This is a genomic window from Lysinibacillus sp. COL-1 (assembly GCF_059814265.1).
Genome location: NZ_JCAWSJ010000004.1, coordinates 1,525,828 through 1,547,764, shown reverse-complemented (window position 1 = coordinate 1,547,764; position 21,937 = coordinate 1,525,828). Strand labels below are relative to the sequence as shown.

General features: G+C 38.7%; 22 protein-coding genes and 1 riboswitch. Of the genes, 10 read left to right on the top strand and 12 right to left on the bottom strand.

The annotated features are described in order from the left end of the window. Window positions 1-2: 2 nt before the first annotated feature. From AC6BKE_RS15810 to AC6BKE_RS15790, 5 genes are all read right to left on the bottom strand, one after another. Window positions 3-1,577 (bottom strand): OPT/YSL family transporter, encoded by a 1,575-nt coding sequence (locus AC6BKE_RS15810; protein ID WP_036123027.1) that lies wholly within the window; start codon window positions 1,575-1,577, stop codon window positions 3-5. A 22-nt stretch (window positions 1,578-1,599) separates the two neighbouring features. Continuing rightward, window positions 1,600-2,352: an IclR family transcriptional regulator gene (locus tag AC6BKE_RS15805; RefSeq protein ID WP_036123024.1), complete on the bottom strand. Its 753-nt coding sequence runs from the start codon at window positions 2,350-2,352 to the stop codon at window positions 1,600-1,602. A gap of 11 nt (window positions 2,353-2,363) precedes the next feature. After that, window positions 2,364-4,040, bottom strand: a complete 1,677-nt coding sequence (locus AC6BKE_RS15800; protein ID WP_058844691.1) for a hydantoinase B/oxoprolinase family protein — start codon at window positions 4,038-4,040, stop codon at window positions 2,364-2,366. Between the two features lie 3 nt (window positions 4,041-4,043). Further along, complete coding sequence (locus AC6BKE_RS15795; RefSeq protein WP_089932528.1) at window positions 4,044-6,080, bottom strand: hydantoinase/oxoprolinase family protein; 2,037 nt, start codon at window positions 6,078-6,080, stop codon at window positions 4,044-4,046. A 490-nt stretch (window positions 6,081-6,570) separates the two neighbouring features. Continuing rightward, window positions 6,571-8,250, bottom strand: coding sequence for a formate--tetrahydrofolate ligase (locus tag AC6BKE_RS15790; RefSeq protein ID WP_089932530.1), 1,680 nt, complete (start codon window positions 8,248-8,250; stop codon window positions 6,571-6,573). A 212-nt stretch (window positions 8,251-8,462) separates the two neighbouring features. Between AC6BKE_RS15790 and AC6BKE_RS15785 the strand changes: the two genes are divergently transcribed. Continuing rightward, window positions 8,463-8,663, top strand: a complete 201-nt coding sequence (locus tag AC6BKE_RS15785; protein ID WP_004269397.1) for a cold-shock protein — start codon at window positions 8,463-8,465, stop codon at window positions 8,661-8,663. Between the two features lie 104 nt (window positions 8,664-8,767). On the opposite strand, the gene AC6BKE_RS15780 is transcribed toward AC6BKE_RS15785, so the two are convergent. After that, window positions 8,768-9,553, bottom strand: coding sequence for a VOC family protein (locus AC6BKE_RS15780; RefSeq protein ID WP_036123010.1), 786 nt, complete (start codon window positions 9,551-9,553; stop codon window positions 8,768-8,770). A gap of 158 nt (window positions 9,554-9,711) precedes the next feature. On the opposite strand from AC6BKE_RS15780, the gene AC6BKE_RS15775 reads away from it, so the two are divergent. After that, window positions 9,712-10,197 carry a flavin reductase family protein gene (locus AC6BKE_RS15775; RefSeq protein ID WP_036123007.1) on the top strand — a complete coding sequence of 162 codons (486 nt, stop codon included), beginning with the start codon at window positions 9,712-9,714 and terminating at the stop codon, window positions 10,195-10,197. 82 nt (window positions 10,198-10,279) lie between these two features. Here AC6BKE_RS15775 and AC6BKE_RS15770 read toward each other — a convergent pair whose 3' ends face one another. The 3 genes from AC6BKE_RS15770 to AC6BKE_RS15760 form a co-directional block, all read right to left on the bottom strand. Then, on the bottom strand, window positions 10,280-10,435 hold the full coding sequence (locus tag AC6BKE_RS15770; protein ID WP_080717081.1) for a YezD family protein: 156 nt from the start codon (window positions 10,433-10,435) through the stop codon (window positions 10,280-10,282). 69 nt (window positions 10,436-10,504) lie between these two features. After that, window positions 10,505-10,601, bottom strand: a riboswitch (SAM riboswitch). Window positions 10,602-10,811: 210 nt separating this feature from the next. After that, window positions 10,812-11,486: a phosphopantothenoylcysteine decarboxylase domain-containing protein gene (locus AC6BKE_RS15765; protein ID WP_141903010.1), complete on the bottom strand. Its 675-nt coding sequence runs from the start codon at window positions 11,484-11,486 to the stop codon at window positions 10,812-10,814. A gap of 74 nt (window positions 11,487-11,560) precedes the next feature. Next, the gene (locus tag AC6BKE_RS15760) at window positions 11,561-12,439 is read right to left on the bottom strand and encodes a LysR family transcriptional regulator (protein WP_036123002.1); all 879 of its coding nucleotides are present in this window, start codon (window positions 12,437-12,439) and stop codon (window positions 11,561-11,563) included. A 134-nt stretch (window positions 12,440-12,573) separates the two neighbouring features. On the opposite strand from AC6BKE_RS15760, the gene AC6BKE_RS15755 reads away from it, so the two are divergent. Together AC6BKE_RS15755 and AC6BKE_RS15750 are read left to right on the top strand one after the other, a co-directional pair. Further along, on the top strand, window positions 12,574-13,473 hold the full coding sequence (locus tag AC6BKE_RS15755) for a DMT family transporter (protein ID WP_036122999.1): 900 nt from the start codon (window positions 12,574-12,576) through the stop codon (window positions 13,471-13,473). Between the two features lie 162 nt (window positions 13,474-13,635). Further along, a complete protein-coding gene (locus AC6BKE_RS15750; RefSeq protein WP_036122996.1) occupies window positions 13,636-14,004 on the top strand; it encodes a hypothetical protein in 369 nt (122 codons plus the stop codon). A gap of 100 nt (window positions 14,005-14,104) precedes the next feature. Here AC6BKE_RS15750 and AC6BKE_RS15745 read toward each other — a convergent pair whose 3' ends face one another. Together AC6BKE_RS15745 and AC6BKE_RS15740 are read right to left on the bottom strand one after the other, a co-directional pair. Beyond that, on the bottom strand, window positions 14,105-14,542 hold the full coding sequence (locus tag AC6BKE_RS15745; RefSeq protein ID WP_101966836.1) for a general stress protein: 438 nt from the start codon (window positions 14,540-14,542) through the stop codon (window positions 14,105-14,107). A gap of 191 nt (window positions 14,543-14,733) precedes the next feature. Continuing rightward, window positions 14,734-15,174, bottom strand: coding sequence for a Dps family protein (locus AC6BKE_RS15740; RefSeq protein ID WP_036122990.1), 441 nt, complete (start codon window positions 15,172-15,174; stop codon window positions 14,734-14,736). A gap of 216 nt (window positions 15,175-15,390) precedes the next feature. Between AC6BKE_RS15740 and pepF the strand changes: the two genes are divergently transcribed. Both pepF and AC6BKE_RS15730 read left to right on the top strand, forming a co-directional pair. Then, complete coding sequence (pepF, locus tag AC6BKE_RS15735) at window positions 15,391-17,205, top strand: oligoendopeptidase F (protein ID WP_340808767.1); 1,815 nt, start codon at window positions 15,391-15,393, stop codon at window positions 17,203-17,205. A gap of 227 nt (window positions 17,206-17,432) precedes the next feature. Continuing rightward, on the top strand, window positions 17,433-18,416 hold the full coding sequence (locus tag AC6BKE_RS15730; protein WP_058844684.1) for an SEC-C domain-containing protein: 984 nt from the start codon (window positions 17,433-17,435) through the stop codon (window positions 18,414-18,416). Window positions 18,417-18,490: 74 nt separating this feature from the next. Here AC6BKE_RS15730 and AC6BKE_RS15725 read toward each other — a convergent pair whose 3' ends face one another. Next, window positions 18,491-18,682: a zinc-finger domain-containing protein gene (locus AC6BKE_RS15725; RefSeq protein WP_036127782.1), complete on the bottom strand. Its 192-nt coding sequence runs from the start codon at window positions 18,680-18,682 to the stop codon at window positions 18,491-18,493. 160 nt (window positions 18,683-18,842) lie between these two features. Between AC6BKE_RS15725 and AC6BKE_RS15720 the strand changes: the two genes are divergently transcribed. The 4 genes from AC6BKE_RS15720 to AC6BKE_RS15705 all read left to right on the top strand — a co-directional run bounded on the left by AC6BKE_RS15720 (window position 18,843) and on the right by AC6BKE_RS15705 (window position 21,754). Continuing rightward, complete coding sequence (locus AC6BKE_RS15720; protein ID WP_271912905.1) at window positions 18,843-19,235, top strand: ribonuclease HI family protein; 393 nt, start codon at window positions 18,843-18,845, stop codon at window positions 19,233-19,235. Between the two features lie 242 nt (window positions 19,236-19,477). Beyond that, a complete protein-coding gene (locus AC6BKE_RS15715; protein WP_271912904.1) occupies window positions 19,478-20,275 on the top strand; it encodes an amino acid ABC transporter substrate-binding protein in 798 nt (265 codons plus the stop codon). A 67-nt stretch (window positions 20,276-20,342) separates the two neighbouring features. Then, window positions 20,343-20,999, top strand: a complete 657-nt coding sequence (locus AC6BKE_RS15710; RefSeq protein WP_036127793.1) for an amino acid ABC transporter permease — start codon at window positions 20,343-20,345, stop codon at window positions 20,997-20,999. Between the two features lie 11 nt (window positions 21,000-21,010). Continuing rightward, on the top strand, window positions 21,011-21,754 hold the full coding sequence (locus tag AC6BKE_RS15705) for an amino acid ABC transporter ATP-binding protein (RefSeq protein WP_036127795.1): 744 nt from the start codon (window positions 21,011-21,013) through the stop codon (window positions 21,752-21,754). Window positions 21,755-21,937 lie beyond the last annotated feature (183 nt).

The following is a 21,937-nucleotide window of genomic DNA, read 5'->3' as shown; positions in this document are numbered from 1 at the left end:
TTCTATTTCCCTATTTTTAGAATAGAAGAGAAGAAGCTATACAACGCATCTCCAGCAATGACACCCGCTGCAAAGACCGTCATTTCAGATTCTCTCTTGCCTTTCGTCATATACGTGAAAATAACACGAAGCAAGATACCCACTAATACAGCCCAACCAGCAATCGGGTTAATCAGTAATAAACCAGTAGCAAACAGGATACCCATTTGTCGTTTTGAACCACCTATTAATTGAATCAATGCACCAGGAATCGCCCAAATCATTAATTGTTTCGCTACATCGCCTGTAACACCTGATTGAATTGTCGCTGCATAGACATGATTCACAGGTGCTACTAAACCTTGTGCAAAATAAGATTTATAGGAAAGTAGAACAACTACTGCTGAAATCGAGAAGGCTAACATACCCGCAATCATTTGCTGCTTGCGTCCTTCTTTTTCTAAAGCTGGGTCACTACCATTTCCACGTAAAATGAAACCTGTTTTCAAATCATAGCCCATATCGGCAAATGCTACCCCCGTAGCGGCACTATAGCCTGCTAATAAAGCAAGTGCTGGTGCTGGGAAACCTATTAAAATACCAACAATTAGTGTAATAAATGCCACTGCAAATGCTGGGAACCAACCTGCATGCATCGCTGCAATACCAACGATTAGCTCATGGACAAATGCTGCGATTGTTGCGAAAATGATAAAGCCTATTAACATACCGAATGACATATGTGTAATTATTCCGCCTAAAAGGGCGATTAATAATGCAATGACTAAATAAGCAATAAACCCTACACCAAAACCTTGGCGAATTTCTTTAGCATCTTTTGAATAGCTTAACTCTTCTGACTTTTTAGCAGAGCGTTTATTCATTAATGTAAATGCTACTTGGAAAAGAGCCACAATTCCGGCACCAATCATAATACCATGTGGAATATAATAGGCATTTAAATCAACATTAAATAATTGAACAGAATAGCCTCTTAGTAAAAGACCAATTCCAAACATCGTCAGCGCCCAAATATTGCCGATGAACGCCACCCCAAAAGCTGACATTGGAATTTTAAGAACAGCTCCCACGATACCGATTAATACACCACCAACTAATACCTTTGCATTTTTACCGCCTTTATCGCCAGCTTTAATAGCTTCAGCAGTTGCAATCCCTGGTGGCCAAGTACCTGCTGCCGGGAAAATCTTTGTATCAAAAAATTTATATAATAATAAAGCATCAACAAACATCGCTAAAATAACACCGATAAATAATGGTAAAACTAAATTTTCATAACCTAAAACGTATGGAATACCGATTGGCAGCATTAAGCTACTTGCTGCACTAAATGTAGCCGATGAAATCGCCGTTTGAATAATATTTTGTCTGTGCACGGATTTGAATGCAATGAGCTTTCCTATTGGTATTCTTCCGAGAATCATCGCAAATATTGCCCCAACGATCGATGTATTAGCAGAAATCCCTAAAGTTGTAATCAGTTGAATCCCAATAATAGCCCCAACGACAGATGTTAAGACGATCATTAGTAACGTTACAGGCTCTAAAGCCCTAGGATGTAATACTTTATTATTCATAGTGACAGCTCCCCTATTGTTGTTATAGTTTTGAAATGTGTGATTGTATTTGCTGAGCTACTTTCACTAACTGTTCAAGCATATATTTCTCCCTTTGATCATTTAAATCATATACCAAACCAGAAATTGTAAGAGATGCGATGATTTCTTTTTTATAGTTAAATAATGGTACACTGATGCCAAATGCATGTTCATTATACTCCCCAACCGTTCCACACCAGTTGTTGCGACGGATTTGCTGCAGCTCTCCCTTTAATGATTCAAGGTAGGACTTATGTTCTTCTTTCGATTGTTCCTCTTGAAAGAAGGCTATTAATTCGAGCTGTCTGTTCTCCTCTAAATAGGCAAACATCACCTTACAGGAGGCACCGATGTAAAGGGGTGTCTTCGTTCCTAAAGACACCGCATACTTTACATTTTTATTGCTTTCGGCTATTTTTGTTGTGACACCATATTCATTGTCCATATAAGTAAGAAATACTGATTCATTCATTTCACTAGCAAGATTTTGCATTAATTCATAAATGGTCGAGTGTGGGTCTTTTGAATTCGATAGCACATCATAAAAAAGGTACATTTTGTAACCTAATTTATATTTTTTAGTGTATTCATCCTGTATTAAATAACCCGCTTCTGTAAATGTATTAATGGTTCTTTGCACAACACTTGTCGGCAACTTCATCATGCGTGAAATTTCACGAACACCTAATGCGTTTTCTGTCGTAGCAAAGCATTCTAGTATATCCAATGAGTTTTTTAATGTCTTGACAGTCATTTATTTCTCCCTTAAGCGTTTAGATAAGCGTATTGCTTTCTCGCCACTTCTTCAGAAATATATTCATTTAATAAATCACGTTCAATGGCTTCCGTGCTTCTTTCTAATGGATTGCCGTAACCACCGCCAGTTGCTGTAACAAGCTCAATACGGTCTCCTTTTTGCAATTCATAATTGGCAAGTACACCTACTGGTCCAACCTTCGTTCCATCCTTTTTATGAACGATTAAATAGTTGTGAGAGCCTTCCCCACCACCATTTAAACCGAATGGCGCAAATTGATGTCTGCCTAGGTTCACAGAAACCTTTTGACCATCATGATTGACTGTATAGACACGACGTACACCTAAGCCACCCCTAAATTGACCGACACCAGCACCATCGCAGTTTAAACTATATTCGTCAATTTGAATACCGTATTTTGTTTCTGCAATTTCCACAGGAAGGTTATAGGTTTCACCATCTCCCATGCAGTATTGCCCACTTTGACCATCCTCATCATTTGCTGCTCCCCAACCACCAACAGATGGTTCAACAATTAGGAACGACTCATCATTTTCAGGGTTTTTACCTGTTAAGATAAATGTACAAACGGACTGTAAATGCCCTGCCGATAATCTTTCTGGCAAATGCGGTGCAAGAGCTTTCCAAATTAAATCCGCAGCCCCAATACGCGCCTCAAAGTTCATGGATACAGGATGTGGACGTTTAGCGGAAACAATCGAATTTTCATCTGTGATAATCGTTAAGCGTTTAAAGACACCCTCGTTAATTACATCAATATCGCCAAGTAAAGCTAAGAACATAACGCGCACACTTGCCATTAAACCAAATTGTGAACAGTTCACTGGCACATTGACCGCAGGATGCGAGCCTCTAAAATCACAAATAAATTCTTCATCACTAATCGTTACTTTCACTTTAATTGGATAGGGTCCGCCCTTTAATGGATCCCCTTCAATAAAGTCTTCCGCATAAAATTCACCTTTTGGTAAATGTTGAAGCTCAAGCTCTACAATTTTCTCCCCCTTGTCCAATAATCTTTGAATGGACAATTTCACCGATTCAGCACCAAACTTCTGACAAAGCTCTGCAATGCGTTTTTCACCTGTTTTTAAGGCTGCCACTTGTGCAAACATATCGCCAATTGAAAGCTCTGGTAAACGAACGTTCGTTGCTATAATTTCATAGACCGCCTCGTTCAACTCCCCTTTATGATAAAGTTTGACACCCGGTAGCTGTAAACCTTCCTGATAGATTTCATTAGAATTACTTGTAAACGAACCTGGGTCCATCCCTCCTACCTCTGTCCAGTGTGCTTTATTGGCAGAGTAAGCAATAATTTCACCTTTATAAAAAATCGGTAATACTAAGCCCACATCCGATAAATGCGATCCACCCCCAACATATGGGTCGTTAATAATAATGACATCGCCTTCATGCAACTTTCCATTATCGAATTTTTCAATAACACGTTGCACCATTGGACTTAGCATCCCAATAAAGCTTGTGACACCATTCCCTTGGCTAATTAAATTACCTTTGGCATCCGTTAAACCACAAGCGTAGTCTAATACTTCATAAATAACTGGGCTCATGGATGAACGTGCTAGAGCCACAAACATTTCGTCCCCTATGGCTAGCAATGAATCTTGAATAATTTCTACTGCAAAAACGTCTTTTTTCATGTTTTATTTCCCCTCCATCTCTACAATCAAATTGCCATATTTATCAATTTCAATGGATTGCTTGTCATTGATTACGACCGTAGATGTTGGATTTTCCACAATAGCAGGACCTGCAATGACATAACCTGGTACGAGCTTTTGTTGATCGTAGACATTGACCTCTACCCAACCTGTTCCCTTCACATATAAATTACGCTGTGCTTTGATACATGTGGAAGCGTCGACCTGTGAGAAGTCTAGTTCCTTAAACTGAACTGCCTCATCTTTTCCGTAGATTGTAAGATGTAAATTGACTAACTCAATGGGCGTAGCTGGTAAATCAAATGAAAACTCTTGTTTATGTTTAACATGGAAAGCCTCCGCTAATTCGCGTAGCCCCTCTTCTGTAATCGTGCTAGTCGATGCGTTCAATTTCACTGCATGCTCTTGTCCTTTGTATCGTAAATCATAATTAATCTCAAAATAATAATGATCCTTTGATAAAGGGGCATCCGCATAGGCATTGGCAATCGCCTGATCAATATTTTCTTGAATTGCCGCAAGATGGTTGGCATCAAAGCCCATTAAACTTGTTTGAATATAATCTTGTCGGTATTCTGTCATCATCATACCTAATGCTGAAAAGACGGAAGAACCATATGGAATAATCACTTTTTTCATACCTAATTCTTCTGCTAGGTTAATCGCATGTAGTGGGCCACCACCACCGAATGCTACCATTGTGAAGTCTTCTGGATCATAGCCTTTACGAATCGAAATCAACTTCAGTGCATTTAACATATTAGAGTTCGCAATATCTAAAATACCTTGAGCCGCTTCTTCTGCCGTTACATTAAACGGTTTCGCAATTGCTTCCACTAGAGCCTCCTCTACTTTGTCAATGGATACTGGATTATCAAAGTTTTCTAATGATAATCTTCCTAAATACACATTTGCATCGGTAATTGTCGGCTGTGTATTGCCTAAGCCATATGCCACTGGCCCTGGGTTTGCACCAGCAGAATCTGGACCAACCTTTAACGAGCCAAATGGATCCACACGTGCGATGGAGCCACCGCCATTACCGATTTCAACAATATCCACTACAGGCGTTTTAATTGGATAACCCGCAAATTTTTCATTTCTTTCGATATAGTAATCTGTTGTCACATTTACTTTGCCATCTGTAATAAGGGAGCATTTTGCCGTCGTCCCACCAACATCGAACGCAATAATATTCGATTCATTGAGTAGCTGCCCTAATTTGGCTGCCCCAAACATCCCCGCAACAGGACCAGATTCCACTAAATTGATAGGTAGCTCCATTGCTTTATCAAAGCTTGTCGTCCCACCATTTGATTGCATAATTTTTAAATGGTCTGTAATACCGATCGTACTTAATTTTTCTTTTAAGCTTTTTAAATAGGCATGGGCAATCGGCTTTACATAAGAATTCAACACCGTTGTATTCGTTCTTTCATACTCACGATATTCTTTAATGGTTTCACTTGAAAGTGTGATATACACCTCAGGCCAAATTTTTAAAATTTCCTCTTTTAGCTGTTGTTCATGAATAGGGTTTTTATAGCCGTGAATGAATGAAATGGCAATCGCCTCAACACCCAATTTTTTAAATTTACGAACGATTTCATCGACTTCTTCGGTGTTAAGCGCTTTCATAATATTTCCTTTAAAATCGATGCGTTCATCCATTTCCTGTCGTAAGTAACGTTCTACAAATGGTTGTGGCTTTTTATATTTAAAGTTATATAAGTCCGGTCGATTCCCACGTGCAATTTCTATGACGTCACGGAAGCCTTTAGTTGTAATTAACCCAACTACGCCCCCTTTTCTTTCCGTTAATGTATTGATAATAACCGTTGAACCATGAATAAATGATTCAATCAGAGATTCTTCTGTAACATGTCGTCCTAATACATTTAATATGCCATCCTCAAAGTGACCAGGTGTTGTATGTCCCTTATCAAAATGAAGATTTCCTTTTTCATCTGTGAAAACTAAGTCGGTAAAAGTACCGCCAATATCTGTTGCGATTTTCAAGACTGCATCCCTCCATGTTCCTATTATCGGAACAGTGTTCCGAATTAGAATTAAGTAAATTATATTTAAAAGAAAAAGAAAATTCAATGTATTTTTTAAATAAAAATTCATTTGACAATTAATCTGCGTTGTAAAAATCCGCTCTATATTTCCAAAATCAGAGAACTATTAATAAAAAATACCAAAAACATTTATATAAGGAAAGTTCTCATGATTTTTTTGCAACATAAAAAAGATCCTAATTTTCACTAGAATCTTAAAATTTTTTAAAAAAATTAACTTTTATGAACTTTCACTCATGTAGTAGATGAAGAAATCAACTAAAATTTCACATTTATGCCATCCTTGAATTGTAAATAGACGATGAGTCGTGCGGAAAATAAATAGTAGCTCTCTTCCAAATTATGCAGAGAGCATCTAGGAACCAAGTTTTCCCCTTTATCCATTAAAAAAAGCTGCCCATTTAAGTTGGGCAGCTTTAAAGAAGATATTAGAATAATCCTACTGCATGGCCTTCATTATCAACATTCATGCGAAGGGCAGCTGGAGTTTTAGGTAGTCCTGGCATGGTCATAATATCGCCTGTCAGACAAACTAGGAAGCCTGCACCAAGCTTTGGAATAACTTCACGAATTGTGATCGTAAAGCCTTCTGGTCGGCCGAGTAAACTTGGTTGGTCGGATAAAGAATACTGTGTTTTCGCCATACAAACTGGCAGAGAGTCCCAGCCGAATTTTTCGATTTGAGCAATTTGTTTTTTGGCTTGATCCGTGAATTGTACATCTTTTCCGCCATATACCTTTTGCACAATCGTACGCACTTTTTCTTCAATGGACTCCGTTACATCATATAAAGGAGAGAAGTTGTTTTCTTCTTCAAGCACAGCTAATACTTGTTCAGCTAGTGCTAATCCGCCTTTCCCGCCCTCTTCCCAGACATTTGTACGGGCAATACGAACTTGATTTTCCTGACACCAGTTCAGAACAGCCTCTAGCTCCGCCTCTGAGTCTGTAATAAAACGATTTAACGCAATAATCGGTTCAACACCAAATGTACGTACCGTATCAACATGCTTAGCTAAGTTTTCAATTCCTTGTAGCAGGGCATTCACATTTTCGTCAACAAGTGCCGTTTTCGGTACACCACCATGCATTTTTAAGGCACGAATCGTTGCTACGATAACGACTGCACTTGGTTTAAAGCCCGCTTTACGTGCTTTAATATTCATAAATTTTTCAGCACCTAAATCGGAGCCAAAGCCCGCTTCTGTTACGACAATGTCCGCTAGCTTGCGAGCAGTTTGTGTCGCCATAATGGAATTACAGCCGTGGGCAATATTAGCAAATGGACCACCATGTATAATAGCTGGAGTGCCTTCTAATGTTTGAACTAAGTTTGGCTTGAAGGCATCTTTCAATAATAATGTTAAGGCACCTTCTACTTGTAAATCACGTACAAAGACAGGCTCACGCTCAAATGTATAGCCAACCACAATGCTAGCTATGCGTTCACGTAAATCCTCAATACTTGTCGCTAAACAGAACACCGCCATAATTTCGGAGGCCACTGTAATATCAAAGCCGTCCTCGCGCGGCATGCCCTGAACAGGGCCACCTAATCCCACAACCACTTTACGAAGGGCACGATCATTTAAGTCCATCACACGCTTCCAAATAATGCGTCGTGGATCAATGTTTAATGCATTTCCTTGATGGATATGATTATCAATGAATGCGGATAAAGCATTGTTGGCTGTTGTAATCGCATGAAGGTCGCCAGTGAAATGTAAATTAATATCCTCCATTGGTACAACCTGTGCGTAGCCGCCGCCAGTTGCCCCGCCTTTTACGCCCATAACTGGACCCAATGACGGTTCACGTAAAGCGACCATTACTTTCTTATTTAATTGATGAAGAGCATCTGCTAGTCCTACAGTAACCGTCGACTTCCCTTCACCTGCTGGTGTCGGACTAATAGCTGAAACTAGCACAACCTTTGCGTCCTCACCCTGAGCTGTAATTTTTAAAGGATCAATTTTTGCTTTGTAGCGTCCATACTGCTCAAGAGCATCCTCTGGAATACCCGCAGCATTGGCAATTTCCGTAATCGGTTTGATTACTGCTTGACTAGCGATTTCTAAATCTGATAATGGTTGATTTTTCGTTGTCATTTGGCATCCTACTTTCTATGTTGTTCATTTCCATTATAGTCTTAATTGTGAAAAAAAAGAAAGCCAGATACACAAGCATTTCGACAATCAATTGACATCTTTGTTCAATTCATGTATGTTCTAAGAGAAAATGCAATTTTTCACATTTTCTCAATGATAGCACAACTTAGTTAACTTTATTTTACATTCAAGCGCATTGGAGGCGAATGCTTATGCAACAGGGGATCGTAAAGTGGTTCAATAATGAAAAGGGTTATGGCTTTATTGAATGTGATGATGGAGAAGATGTATTTGTACATTTTACGGGCATCCAGGAGGAAGGCTTCCGTACACTTGAAGAAGGTCAGAAGGTGTCATTTGATGTTGTGGAAGGCAATCGAGGACCCCAGGCATCAAATGTTGTAAAATTATAAGCTCCAAAATTGAAAGTGGATGAGGTAGATGAATAGTGCTCAATCCGCTTTTTGACATGTTTGCACATAAAAATCCACTTCAACAATTGAAGTGGATTTTTAATTTATCTATTAATCCAATAAAAAGCACCTGGACAAACTAATGTTTCCTTTGTTCGGTGTGGATCTTTCAATGTTACACCGATGGGTCCTTCTTTTAAATGCCCTAGCGTCATGGCAGATGCTGCCGCCTCCTCATAAAAATCCAAGCGCATATTTGGTAGCTGTAGTGACACAAATTGCTCATGCTGCTCAGAATCGGGTAGCTGCAATACCTTTTGCCAAAGCTGAACCGTCTCCTCCACATCCTTGACAAAAAACTGAATAGATTCCATTGTGATGGCTTGGTTTTCATCGATTGCACCACTAGCTTTTAATTGTGCCAAACGTTCCTCATCTTCATCTGCCCATTCAATTAAGAATGGAAAATCCAATGAAAGATTGGGCATGCCAAAATGCAATAGCTTCCATTCTAGTGTCGTGCCATCTGGTCTTGTTCGGCTACAAGCATCGGGACCATATACTTCAAAGCCCAATGCACGCAATCGTTGACCCTCGTCTTCAATATTTTTGGTGCGCAAGGCAATTCGTGAAAATCCTTGGCGCTCACGATCACGTTTAAACGTATAATGTAGGGAATAAGGGTACAAAGCCGCTTGCTCAAATAAATCACGATCATAAATAGCGATTTGTTCAATATAGCTTAAGCCAAAATAGCTTAGCGTATTATAAGTCCCCCACATCGTGTGTTGACCACCGTTCACTGTACGGACATTTCGTTTATTGAAGAAAACCTTTATATTTTCTGGTGATTCTACTTGATGTACCAGATGATCAAAATATAAAGTCATGGCAATTCCCCTTTCTTTCCCCCATTAGCTTTACCTGGATGTTTAATTGATTTAAAATTTACTTAAGAAAAGGAGTTACTATATGGTATGAAAAAAAGTGCAATTTACCTACTAACTCCGTTAACTAATTTATGACTAACTATAAAGAGGTGATTTGAATGACAGATCAAGTAGCTGCTTTTAAATTGGCATTAGGTAACTATCCTACAGGTGTAACGGTTGTGACAGCATGTCATGAAACGAATCCAATTGGCTTAACAGTCAATTCTTTTGCATCTGTTTCCATTGACCCACTACTTATTTTATGGTCACTTGATAAAAAATCTCAGCTCCATTCTTACTTTATGGGTGCGGAAAAATTCGCTGTCAATATTTTAGCGAGTAATCAAGAGCATTTATGTACATTATTTGCAAGTAAAGTCCCGGATCGCTTTGCTCAAGCTAAATGGTCTACTTCTACTTTTGGGCTACCGATTTTACATGATACAGCAGCTATTTTACAATGTAAATCATTTCAGCAAATAGATGCAGGCGATCATACTATTTTTATTGGGCAAGTGCTAGACATTACAAATTCTCAAAAAGAACCCCTTCTCTATCATCGTCGTCATATCGGTCCAATTCCAAAAAGCTTTTATAGCTAATTTCCATAAAAAAGAGCCACTTGTAAGCAATGGAAACCATGCTTATTAGTGGCCTTTTCACATCGTTCAACTGAAATGAGCATTATTTCTTCTGTGGAAATCTCTGCTTTTCAAGCCTATTAATTTGCACAATCACACCATCTTGAATCGTAATATTCACTTCACCAAATTCAAGATTTTGAATTGCCTTAGCAATTGCCTCTAATTTTTTATCATCTACCTTTGCCGATTGAGCCATACGATACACCCCCTCTTTCTTCTCCTAGTTGTACAAAAGAGGCCAACGCATCAAACCGATTGATAGCCCCTCCTATCTCTCAGACACCATCTGTTGGATTTGGCACCTATCTTCTCGGTTGCCGAGGCTTCATGGGGCCAAGTCCCTCCACCTCTCTTGATAAGAGTACTGCGTTTCTTGAAAATAATTCTATAATTCTGTTATCCGAATGTCAATATAAAATATTAGAAAACCTAGTTGAATACTTTGTAATAGCATCCTCTCTGTTACAATTCACTCATAATCCTATCGTATTGTATGCTATGTCAGTCTATCTAACCACAATGGCAAAGAAAAAAACTGTGTAGAAGTATGACCTTCTCCACAGTTCATCACGTTATTCCCCATGTAAACATTCCATTAAAGTTTGCGCTGTCTGTTGCTTGCCCATCACCTTAATTGGTTGTCCCTCAGCAGGCACGATCCAATGAGGCTCATCCCCGCCATATAAAGACTGCGAGCTATTTGCAACCATAAATTGAGCATGCGCGGCTTCCATACGCAGTCTTGCACGAGCGAGTAAAAAATCCTCATCATTTGTAGCTTCTAGCTTAAAGCCTACTAGCGTTACATTCGGTTGCCAGCCCTTGATTTGCCCTAATACTTTTGGTGCCTTTTTAAAATGGATAATAGGTGGTTCGTCAGAAGGCATTTTCCCCGCTTCCTCCATTAAATTACCGGATTGATCATAGACCTTGTCAATAACCCAATCGGAGCCAGCAGCAGCCATAATGACAATATCGACTTGTTGTAGCTGAACCGCATGACGTACCTTTTCTCCTAAATCCTCAATACCTTCAAATTTTACCAATGTCATTTTGTCGTGGTTTGCTGGAAGCTGTGCAAAGTAGCCATGCATATATATTACATTCGCACCCTTAGCCAATGCGGCCTCTGCTAAATAACAGCCCATTGTCCCTTTTGATAAATTCGTGTGCCCTCGTACACGATCCCATTTTTCAAGTGTTCCCCCACTTGTAATGAGTACGGTTTTGCCTTGTAATGTCCCCATACACTCACCTATTTTCTACAATATATACAAATACTATTTTAACGTAATGTAAGGATGTGCTTCAATAGCCACAATCATAGCGTACTATTTTGCTCTTTTAACCAAGCACTTAATATTTCCGCAAATTTCTTGGTAACAGGGGAAGCATGGTGCTTCATCGCAATTCCAATGGTACGGTAGCCTCCTTGCTTTAGCGGGATTGCTTTTAACGTTGATGGTAAATGTTGAATGACCAATTGAGGCAAAATACTAATGCCCAAATGATGGGAAATCATTGAAAGAATCCCTACCTCCTCAGAAAGCTCAAAGCGAATATGGGGCTTTACATGATATTGCTCCAACAGTACCTTTACATCATTTGTCCCTTTATAGGAAGTCATGATAAAAGGCATATCTTCTAGGTCAACAATATCAATTTCTGTCTTATGAAATAAAGGGCTTTTATCTGAAACAATACATAATAAAGGGTCTTGTTGTAATTCCATAAATTGATATTGCTCTGATTTTTGACCATTCAAGAATCCTACTTCGACTTCCCCACTTAGCAGCCATTGTTCAATTTCGTAATAATCTCCCTCTCGTAACTCTACTTGTATCCCTGGAAATTGATGATCCATAATACGAACAATTTCTGGCATCCAATTCGAGGAAATACTTGAAATAACGCCAATTCGAACTTTCCCGCGTGTTACACCCAGTATATGGGCCGCTTCCTGCTGCAATAATTCCTGGGCATCCAGAACCTGACGCATCGCCCTTAGCATGGTCTGCCCCTCACTCGTCAGTGTTACACCTGCACGACTTCGATGAATGAGAGCAAAGCCAAATTCTTTTTCTAAACTAGACACGGCATGGCTCACAGCAGACTGCGTTAGTCCTAGTGCATCCGCTGCTTTTGTAAAGCTTGCTACCTCTGCCACCTTTGTTAAAATCTCATATTTAACTAAGCTCATCCGTCATCCCTCTATATACATGAATTTTTTTAATCCTATTCATTATAAACATTCGTTTTACTAATCACAATACAAGATATATAGTAAATTTTAGTATAAAAACTGTTTTAGTACACAGATGGTAGGTGAACATAATGAGTATCCAAGGAAAAGCAAATGTATTGATGGTTATTGTCACAATGTTTTGGGGACTATCTTATACCTTTATGGTCATGGGGCTTGAAACATTGGCAGTTTATAATGTGGTGGCATTGCGTTGTATCATTGCATTTTTCGTAGCAGGACTTATTTTTTATAAACGGATGATCAAAGTAAATGGTAAAACATTAAAATATGCGGCTATTCAAGGATTTTTATTATTCATTGTGTTCGCGTTAAGTTTATTTGGTTTACAGTCTACTTCTGCCTCAAATGCAGGCTTTATTTTAAGCCTCACCGTAGTATTAGTGCCGATTTTCAGCAGTTTCATTGAAAAAAAATTACCATCGAGAGCCGTTAGCTTTGCGGTCATTTGCACGATGATTGGTATTACAGTCTTAACAGCACATGGCTCATTCACCTTCCATAAAGGGGATTTATTAGTAGCCATTGCAGCACTATGCTATTCCATTTATTTACTACTGAATAGCTCATTTACACGAAATGTTGAATCCATTTCATACGGAATTTATCAGCTCGGCTTTGCTGGTATCTATGCCCTTGTCTTAACATTTATATTTGAAACACCGACATTGCCAAATTCAATGTCATCCTGGCTGGCTATTTTAGGGCTCGGTATCATTTGTAGTGCATTTTGCTTTGTTGGGCAAACTGTTGCACAACAGTATACTTCTGCTACACATACAGGACTTATTTTTTCATTAGAACCAATTTTTGCAGCCATGTTTGCCATGATGTTTATTGGTGAAAGTTTAACAGTGAAATTAGTGATTGGCGGTAGCTTTATCCTTATTGGTAATTTAGTGGCTCAATTAGAGCACTTTCATGCGTTACGTTTTATTAAAAAAGAAGCACAGGAAAAAGTCATACAATAAAATAGTGTGTCATGTCACTTCATTTACGAATGAAAAAGGAAGCTGAGAGTTATATCTCAAGCTTCCTTTTCTACTATGTATTGAATTTATAGCATCACTACATGTAAAATAGTTTACTATACAGTCTATTTTTTACAGAAACTAATTGGAGGAGAGTCATCTATGCAAATTCAACCCCGAAATGCATCATACTATTTACCAGCTAAGGTCAATCAACCTATTAAAACAGAAAACCTATTGGATTTACTCAAATATGTGGATGGCAGTGAAGAGGAAGACGCCAAAAAGAACAAATCGAAAATTGAAATCAGACACGAAAATGGCTATGTGCGTCAATATCTTGTTAAACCAAATGGACAAAGAGTACTCCTGATGGAAACTAAACAAAGCCATGACAATAAAGAAGCTAGCCATTTACATACTATGCCTCATAACCTGTTTAAGCAGCCATTTGAAAAGCCTACAAGTGACCCGATACTTTCGATTTTAAATGCGAAGGATAACATTGCTAAATATAGATATGGGATTTAAAGGACAACAATATTAAATAAAATAATAGACAAAGTCGAATAAAACGACTTTGTCTATATTTTAACCAGCAAGCCAGAGCCATATCTCACTGGTTTGATCATTATAAAAACCTTCTATATTGCTCTGCCTCTATCATACGCTCTTGCTGTTTTAAACGTGCCTCTTGCTCGGCAACTGTCTCAGAATGTGCTTGTAGCGGATCTACATCATCCTCACGTTCCGCATATAAGACGATACTACCTTGCTCCACAAGATGTGCATAATAAGCGATTTGTCCCTCTGATAGATTAAATCGTTTTAAGCCCTCTGTCACAGCCGAGTCACCTGTAAACCAAGACTTAAATTGGTCCACCCAATTACCAGCCTCATGTGTTTGGACATCAGCATCCCATTTTACATCCTCAAACTGTTCGGAATCTTTCGCAATAATATGAATATCATCTTGTTGATAACCTTCTAACCGCATACTTTCTAAAATGTGAAGCATTTCATCCCTCGTATGGGCCACCTCAATTTGTGGGTTTTGTTCATTCATCATGTTCAATTCCTCCTAATTTATATGGCTTACTAGATAATTACCCTTGCTGTACACAAGCAAACGCTTTTTACCAAACTGTCATAATTGTTATGAACCCTTAATACATGTTATGGCTTTGACATCAAGCATTAATTGCAGAAAAAAAGCATGCCAGAGTACTTAATATCTCCAACATGCTGTAACTGTCGTTTTTACTTGTCAAGAAAGGCTTTTAACATCCATGTATGCTTTTCAAGAGATTGGTACATGGCGTTAAGTAGATCCTCTGTACGATCGTCCCCTTCTTCTGCTGCTAGCTCCATTGTGGCATTTAATGCTTTCATGAGCTTTTGGAAATCCGAAATTATCGTAGCGACCATTTCCTCTGTCGTCTCATTTCCTGCCGCCTCCTCTACATAGGAAAGCTCTAGATGTTCTTTTAATGTTGCGACTGGCTTGCCATCCTTTGAAAGAATACGCTCTGCAATTTCATCTAAATTCAAGGTTGTTTCATTATACAACTCTTCAAATTTTGCATGCAGTGTAAAGAATGAGTGTCCTGTCACATACCAATGATAATTGTGCAGCTTTGTATAAAGTACAGACCATGTAGCCACTAGCTTATTTAATTGTTTGTTTAAGTTTTGTGTCATAATCACTTTCTCCTCCAATATGTCTTGTTCTAGCCTTTAATATGTGTAACAAATGATGTCGGCTATACATCTATTGTTCCCGCCCGACAATATTTCAAACATGTCTTCGACAAACGATCTACATTAAGAATATTGCAACTATTCTATGAAATTATTTCACTTTCCGAAATAGTTTCGTTATAATGAAATCACTTACATGTAAAGGGGTGTCTATGAATGGAAGTTTTACCATTACGAAAAGATGTAGCAGTAGAAGAAACTTGGGATTTAACAGATTTATTGAGCCATGATGCTGATTTTGAACCTACTTTAGCACAATTGGTGGAAGACGCACTTAGCTTCGAGCAGCAATACCAAGGAACGATTACAGATGCACAAAAAGTTATTGACGTGCTATCTGCCTTTGAAGAGCTACAAAAAAGGTTTGTTCCGATTGGCACGTATGCCAGCTTAAACCTTGAAACAGATCGTACAAATGATGGAGCGCAAATGCGGGCTGCAAAATTTGCTACAGCTATTGGAAAGGTAAGCAGTGCTCTCTCCTTCGTGCGCAGTGAGTTACTAGCGTTGGATGAAGCTATTTTACAAGAAGCGGCAGCATCAAGCCCTCTTTACAAACGTTATCTAGAGGAACTGTTAAAGCAAAAGCCTCACCAGCTACATCCTGAAGTCGAAAAAGCATTGGCCGCATTTAGTGCTACATTCGATGCACCATATGAAATATACAATACGACGAAATTAGTAGACATGAACTTTGGTCAATTTGAAGCCAATGGTGAAAAGCATCCACTTAGCTTCGTCCTTTACGAAAATGACTGGGAGTTTGAAGCGAATACAGAAATACGCCGCGCTGCCTTTAAAGCCTTTTCAAGCAAGCTACGCGATTACCAGCATACAACAGCACAAGTGTATAACACGCATATTCAGCAGGAAAAAACAATGGCAGACCTACGAGGCTTTAACTCGGTCATTGATTATTTACTCTTTGATCAGGACGTCGATCGTTCGCTCTATAATCGTCAAATTGATTTAATTACGACAGAGCTTGCCCCACATATGCGTCGTTATGCAGCTTTAATTCAAAAAGCGAACGATATCGATAAAATGACATTTGCAGATTTAAAAATAGCGCTTGATTCTGATTATGATCCAAAATTATCGATGGCTGAGGCGAAAGAATATGTTGAAAAAGCATTAGCTGTTATGGGGGAAGACTATAATCATTTAATGGATAGAGCCTTCAATGAACGTTGGATTGACTATGCACCAAACAAAGGAAAATCTACAGGGGCATTTTGCTCAAGTCCGTATGGTAGCCATCCTTATATTTTAATGTCATGGAACGAACGCATGAATGAAGTCTTTACTCTTATTCATGAGCTTGGTCATGCAGGGCATTTTGCGAATACGCATGAACATCAATCTTATCTTAATAGCCGACCTTCTCTATACTTTATTGAAGCACCATCAACAATGAATGAAATGCTGTTAGCGAATTATTTACTAACACATAACGATGATTTACGGTTTAAACGTTGGGTGATTTCAAATATTGTGTCGAAAACGTATTATCATAACTTTGTCACTCATTTACTAGAAGCAGCCTATCAACGTAAAGTGTATGAATTAATTGATGCTGGTGAAGCTGTTAATGCAACAATTTTAAATCAATTAAAACGCTCTGTGCTAGAAGATTTCTGGGGTGATACAGTCGACATTTCTGAAGGTGCAGAACTTACATGGATGCGTCAACCTCACTATTATATGGGTCTTTACCCATACACATATAGTGCTGGGTTAACTATCTCTACACAAGTGTCTCAACGTATTTTAAAAGAGGGTGACACAGCTGTTGAAGAATGGTTAGCTGTCTTACAGGCTGGTGGCACAAAATCACCAGTAGAGTTAGCACAAATGGCTGGTGTCGATATTACAACAGACCAACCGCTTCGTGATACGATTGCCTATATCGGTCATTTGATTGATGAGCTTGAACGCCTAACTTTGGAAATTGAAGCGGTTCAGCAATAATCTAGCAAGAAAACGGTCCTGCATGCTAAAGGTGCAGATCGTTTTCTTTTTTTAGTTCTAAGTGGAAAAATACGTACATATAATAGAATCAGGGCGTCCCTCTACATTTTTTAGATATTTCAAAATAGACAATCATTTTTCTTCATACAAAAGTACCGTTATTATTAAGAGTACGCAAATTATTTAGCAATATACGATTAACAATTATTAAAGGAAGTGTTCTAATTATGGTAAAACGTAATGATCCATGCCCATGCGGTAGCGGCAAAAAATATAAAAAATGTTGTGAAGGCAAACAGCAAGTAACAGTGGAAACAGTACAAATCGAAGAATTAGAGCGTGTGCTACAAACTTTTTACTTAGAATATCCCGAACGTAAAGATGTTCGTGCATATATTGAGCATGTCGGCACATGGCAGCCTAAATTAGAGAGTGTGCTACAGCGTGAGCTCATTGAAGCAATCGCTTTAGACGACTTTTTCTTCCATCAAGAACCATCTATTTGGAAAAGTTATTTAAAGAAAACGAAGAAAAAGGCAGTAAGACCATCTACTGTCAAGGTACTTGAAGACTGGTCTCAGCCGGCTTTATTTATTGGTACGGTGTCTGTTGTTGAGGAAAAATATTTCAAGGCTAATCATTTACTTACGAATGAAGAGCTTTCTATTCGTCGTGAAAATAATAAACCGATTCCTGAAGGTATGCATGTATTTGCCTTTATCTTACCAGATGGAACGAAGAAATCGACACATTATTTAGCTGTGTCTACCCTAATTTTCTTCCCTGAGGATCATGCAAAAGTATTTGAAGAATTTAAGAAAAACTATGAGGCATCCGAGAAGAAGGTAAGCTCATTCTTAAAAGAAGAGCATCTAACATTCTGGGAACTATTAGTATCGAATGGCTATAAAGGTGAGGAGTTTTCAAACTTCGAAAGCAATGTCCTGACACAAGTAAAAGATTTCTTAGAGCAAAATGAGCGTGAATCAGCTCCGATGCTTGAACTTTTAGAGGACTATTTAATCGAAGGACAACCGACTGCTCGCAAAGAAGCGGCTATTGCAGCTGGTGCGATTCGTTATGGTCAGGAAAAAGAGCTATTCGAGTCCCTATCCATGACCGTAAAGGAAATTGCTGCAACTTTTGATATTTCTGCTTCGTCTCTGACAAAATATTATCAAGACCTAAGCAGTTATGCTGAAACAAAATAAAAGTAATAATGAAAGAAGCTACATTGACCAGCGGATTGCTAATCAATGTAGCTTTTTCTCATGAGGTTCGTATTTTATTTACTATACACTTTCAAAAGCTCTTCTCCCAAAAACTGTAACTTTTCTCCAACTGAACACGCCTCAATACAGAAACGGTGAGCTCCTGGTTTACCACGTTCTTTACGTAATTGCTTAATCACCAAGCAATCCGCACAATACGTATCATGCAGTTCGTCAATATCCCTCATAACCGTCACTTTATCCATGTTGAGCCCCCGCTCCTTTCACGTCCAAAATTCACTTCTTATTATTATGAAGCGTTCAATTTGAACAAGCAACTATTTTGTTTGTTCCATTTTTTACAGACTATGATTCTGATCCTTGTTGTACAATTATAGAGAAGTCACATTGCAAAGTAGGGATGGTATGTTAGAAGTTTATATAGACGCTGCCAGTGCAGGAAATCCTGGTCCAAGTGGGATCGGGCTATTTATTAAAGGTGAAGGCCATCATATCCAAATTAGTGAGTATATTGGCGAAACAAATAATCATATCGCTGAATTCACTGCACTAGTTCGCGGTCTTGAAGAAGCACAAAAGCTAGGCTCAACACTAGTATCCGTACGCTCGGATTCTAAAATCGTTGTCGCTTCTATGGAAAAAGAATATGTTAAAAACGAGGCATTTAAACCTTATCTTGAAAAAGCTTTAGCACTAGCCACTAGCTTTGATTTATTCTTTATTAAATGGGTGCCCGACTCACAAAATAAAGCTGCCGATGCTTTGGCTCGAAAAGCAATTCAAAGTAAAAATACTTAATCCTATTTCATGGGACTGTCCATCATGTACAGTCTCGTTTTCTTTTCCCCTTTTCTTCCGTTGTTTACTATTCCCCCTATTCAAACTTTTTATGAAAATAAGCTTCATTCAAAAAATGCTAGGAAATGCAGCTAACTTTCTGATTAATCCAAAACGATATTGACATTGTTAGATCACGATGATATCCTTTAACACATTAGTAGTTTAGCAAACGAAAGCGATAGATTATAGGGGGAAACAAAATGAAACGAGTATTGACTTTATTCATGATGCTGACAGCTGTGATCGTTTTAGCAGCGTGTGGTACATCGAAAGAAAATGCAGCAAAGAAAGATGAAAAAGCTGCTGATGTAGAAAAAATGATTATTGGCATTGACGATAAATTTGCGCCAATGGGCTTCCGTGATGACAAGAACAACATCGTTGGGTTCGATATCGATTTAGCCCGTGCGGCAGCTGAGCATATGGGCGTCGAAGCAGAATTTCAACCAATCGATTGGAAAACAAAAGAGGCAGAATTACTAAGTGGGCGAATTGATTTAATTTGGAACGGTTATACCATTACAGATGAGCGTAAAGAAAAAGTACTATTTACAAAGCCTTATCTTGAAAACGCTCAAGTTGTCATGACAAAAGCAGATTCAAAGATTTTGAAACTAAGTGATTTAGCTGGACAAGAAGTAGGTATTCAATCTCTTTCTTCTGCGGCAGATGCACTAAACGGGCATCCAATTCATAAAGAAGTGAAAAAAATTACAGAGTTTGCGGATAATGTTTTAGCTTTATCCGACTTAAAAACAGGTCGTGTTGATGCCGTTGTTATCGATGCGGTTGTTGCAGAATATTATATGACACAGGAGCCTGATACATTTAAATTATTAGAGGAATCACTTGCACCAGAACAGTATGGAATTGGCGTGAAACCAGGCAATGAAGCCCTACTGGAAAAATTACAAGCCGCATTAGACAAAATGAACGAAGATGGTACAGCTGCTGAAATTTCTACCAAATGGTTCGGTGAAGACAAAGTATTAAAGTAATGACAGGACACATCATTTGTAAGAGTTTCCTTTGTGAAACTCTTACTCTTTTTGGAGGGACATCTTTATGGCGGATTACTGGCAAACTATGATATGGCCGATGCTAGAAGGTGCGAAAACGACAGTGTTACTGTTTTTCATCGCTATTCTGGTTTCGATTCCATTAGGCTTTTTACTAACACTCGCAGTAAAAAGTCGCATTCAACCAATCTCTTGGCTTGCACATACGTATATTTATATCATGCGTGGTACACCACTATTACTACAATTATTATTAATTTGCTTTGGTTTACCTATGCTGCCAGTAATCGGTGAATACTTAGTACTTGATCGTTTTGTGGCCGCTTGCCTTGGCTTTATTTTAAATTATGCTGCCTACTTTGCAGAAATATTCCGTGGCGGTCTTCTTGCCATTGATAAAGGACAATATGAGGCAGCTCAGGTACTTGGCTTATCCAAGTGGCAAACGACGACGCGTGTAATTTTGCCACAAATGTTCCGCGTCGCATTACCCGCATTATCAAATGAATCCGTTACACTTATTAAGGATACAGCCCTACTCTATGCAGTAGCTGTGCCTGAATTACTCCATTTTGCGCAAACAGCCGTAAATCGTGACTTCACGATTACGCCGTTCTTTATCGCGGGTGCTATTTATTTAGTTATGACGCTTGTCTTGACGATGTTCTTTAAATGGCTTGAAAAACGTTTTACATTTGAATAGAGGTGACACATATGGCATTGATGCAAGTAACAAACTTAAAGAAATCTTTTGATCAGGTGGAAGTGCTGAAACAAATTACATTTACAGTGGAGAAAAACGATGTCATTGCTGTCATCGGCCCGTCTGGATCTGGGAAAAGTACCATGCTTCGCAGCTTAATACATTTAGAAGAAATTGAAGGTGGCAGTATAGTGATTGATGGCGATTTTCTTGTTCAAAACGGTCAATATGCTAAGCCACAGCACATCAAAGCGATAACAGCTAAAATGGGGATGGTCTTTCAACACTTCAATCTGTTTCCCCACTTAACAGTCCAGCAAAACCTCGAAATGGCGCCGAGCTTATTAAAAACAGAATCAGCGGAGGCTATTACGAGCCGCTGTCAGGATTTACTGCAGAAAATTGGACTTGCCGACAAAGCAAAGGCCTATCCTGCCAATCTATCTGGGGGTCAAAAGCAGCGTGTAGCCATTGCCCGTGCCTTGATGATGAATCCTCAAATTTTATTATTTGACGAACCAACCTCTGCCCTAGACCCTGAACTGACAGGAGAAGTCTTAAAGGTCATGAAAAGCTTAGCTGAAGACCACATGACGATGATTGTCGTCACACATGAAATGGGCTTTGCGCGTGAGGTAGCGAACAAAGTCGTCTTTATGGATGATGGTCAGATCATTGAATCTAATCATCCAGACAACTTTTTTACAAACCCACAAAACGACCGCACCAAGGCATTTTTACAGAAGAATCTTTAGTAGAGCGTGTTTATGTCGCTCTACTTTTTATTTTTCTTCCTTGTGTATGCTTCGAAATAAATTGTTTATAAACTCGTTAAGTTTTTTAAAATCCCTATATTTCCCTACCGCCATGCAAAGACCTATAGAAAGATACGATCACAATCGTACCTTTTTTTAATAGTTTCAATTAAATTATCAACT

What these genes read in the sequence shown, in the direction of transcription:
- AC6BKE_RS15810 (WP_036123027.1), bottom strand. Translation starts at nt 1,577, where the DNA reads ATGAATAATAAAGTATTACATCCTAGGGCTTTAGAGCCTGTAACGTTA.
- AC6BKE_RS15805 (WP_036123024.1), bottom strand. Translation starts at nt 2,352, where the DNA reads ATGACTGTCAAGACATTAAAAAACTCATTGGATATACTAGAATGCTTT.
- AC6BKE_RS15800 (WP_058844691.1), bottom strand. Translation starts at nt 4,040, where the DNA reads ATGAAAAAAGACGTTTTTGCAGTAGAAATTATTCAAGATTCATTGCTA.
- AC6BKE_RS15790 (WP_089932530.1), bottom strand. Translation starts at nt 8,250, where the DNA reads ATGACAACGAAAAATCAACCATTATCAGATTTAGAAATCGCTAGTCAA.
- AC6BKE_RS15785 (WP_004269397.1), top strand. Translation starts at nt 8,463, where the DNA reads ATGCAACAGGGGATCGTAAAGTGGTTCAATAATGAAAAGGGTTATGGC.
- AC6BKE_RS15780 (WP_036123010.1), bottom strand. Translation starts at nt 9,553, where the DNA reads ATGACTTTATATTTTGATCATCTGGTACATCAAGTAGAATCACCAGAA.
- AC6BKE_RS15775 (WP_036123007.1), top strand. Translation starts at nt 9,712, where the DNA reads ATGACAGATCAAGTAGCTGCTTTTAAATTGGCATTAGGTAACTATCCT.
- AC6BKE_RS15770 (WP_080717081.1), bottom strand. Translation starts at nt 10,435, where the DNA reads ATGGCTCAATCGGCAAAGGTAGATGATAAAAAATTAGAGGCAATTGCT.
- AC6BKE_RS15765 (WP_141903010.1), bottom strand. Translation starts at nt 11,486, where the DNA reads ATGGGGACATTACAAGGCAAAACCGTACTCATTACAAGTGGGGGAACA.
- AC6BKE_RS15760 (WP_036123002.1), bottom strand. Translation starts at nt 12,439, where the DNA reads ATGAGCTTAGTTAAATATGAGATTTTAACAAAGGTGGCAGAGGTAGCA.
- AC6BKE_RS15755 (WP_036122999.1), top strand. Translation starts at nt 12,574, where the DNA reads ATGAGTATCCAAGGAAAAGCAAATGTATTGATGGTTATTGTCACAATG.
- AC6BKE_RS15750 (WP_036122996.1), top strand. Translation starts at nt 13,636, where the DNA reads ATGCAAATTCAACCCCGAAATGCATCATACTATTTACCAGCTAAGGTC.
- AC6BKE_RS15745 (WP_101966836.1), bottom strand. Translation starts at nt 14,542, where the DNA reads ATGATGAATGAACAAAACCCACAAATTGAGGTGGCCCATACGAGGGAT.
- AC6BKE_RS15740 (WP_036122990.1), bottom strand. Translation starts at nt 15,174, where the DNA reads ATGACACAAAACTTAAACAAACAATTAAATAAGCTAGTGGCTACATGG.
- pepF (WP_340808767.1), top strand. Translation starts at nt 15,391, where the DNA reads ATGGAAGTTTTACCATTACGAAAAGATGTAGCAGTAGAAGAAACTTGG.
- AC6BKE_RS15730 (WP_058844684.1), top strand. Translation starts at nt 17,433, where the DNA reads ATGGTAAAACGTAATGATCCATGCCCATGCGGTAGCGGCAAAAAATAT.
- AC6BKE_RS15725 (WP_036127782.1), bottom strand. Translation starts at nt 18,682, where the DNA reads ATGGATAAAGTGACGGTTATGAGGGATATTGACGAACTGCATGATACG.
- AC6BKE_RS15720 (WP_271912905.1), top strand. Translation starts at nt 18,843, where the DNA reads ATGTTAGAAGTTTATATAGACGCTGCCAGTGCAGGAAATCCTGGTCCA.
- AC6BKE_RS15715 (WP_271912904.1), top strand. Translation starts at nt 19,478, where the DNA reads ATGAAACGAGTATTGACTTTATTCATGATGCTGACAGCTGTGATCGTT.
- AC6BKE_RS15710 (WP_036127793.1), top strand. Translation starts at nt 20,343, where the DNA reads ATGGCGGATTACTGGCAAACTATGATATGGCCGATGCTAGAAGGTGCG.
- AC6BKE_RS15705 (WP_036127795.1), top strand. Translation starts at nt 21,011, where the DNA reads ATGGCATTGATGCAAGTAACAAACTTAAAGAAATCTTTTGATCAGGTG.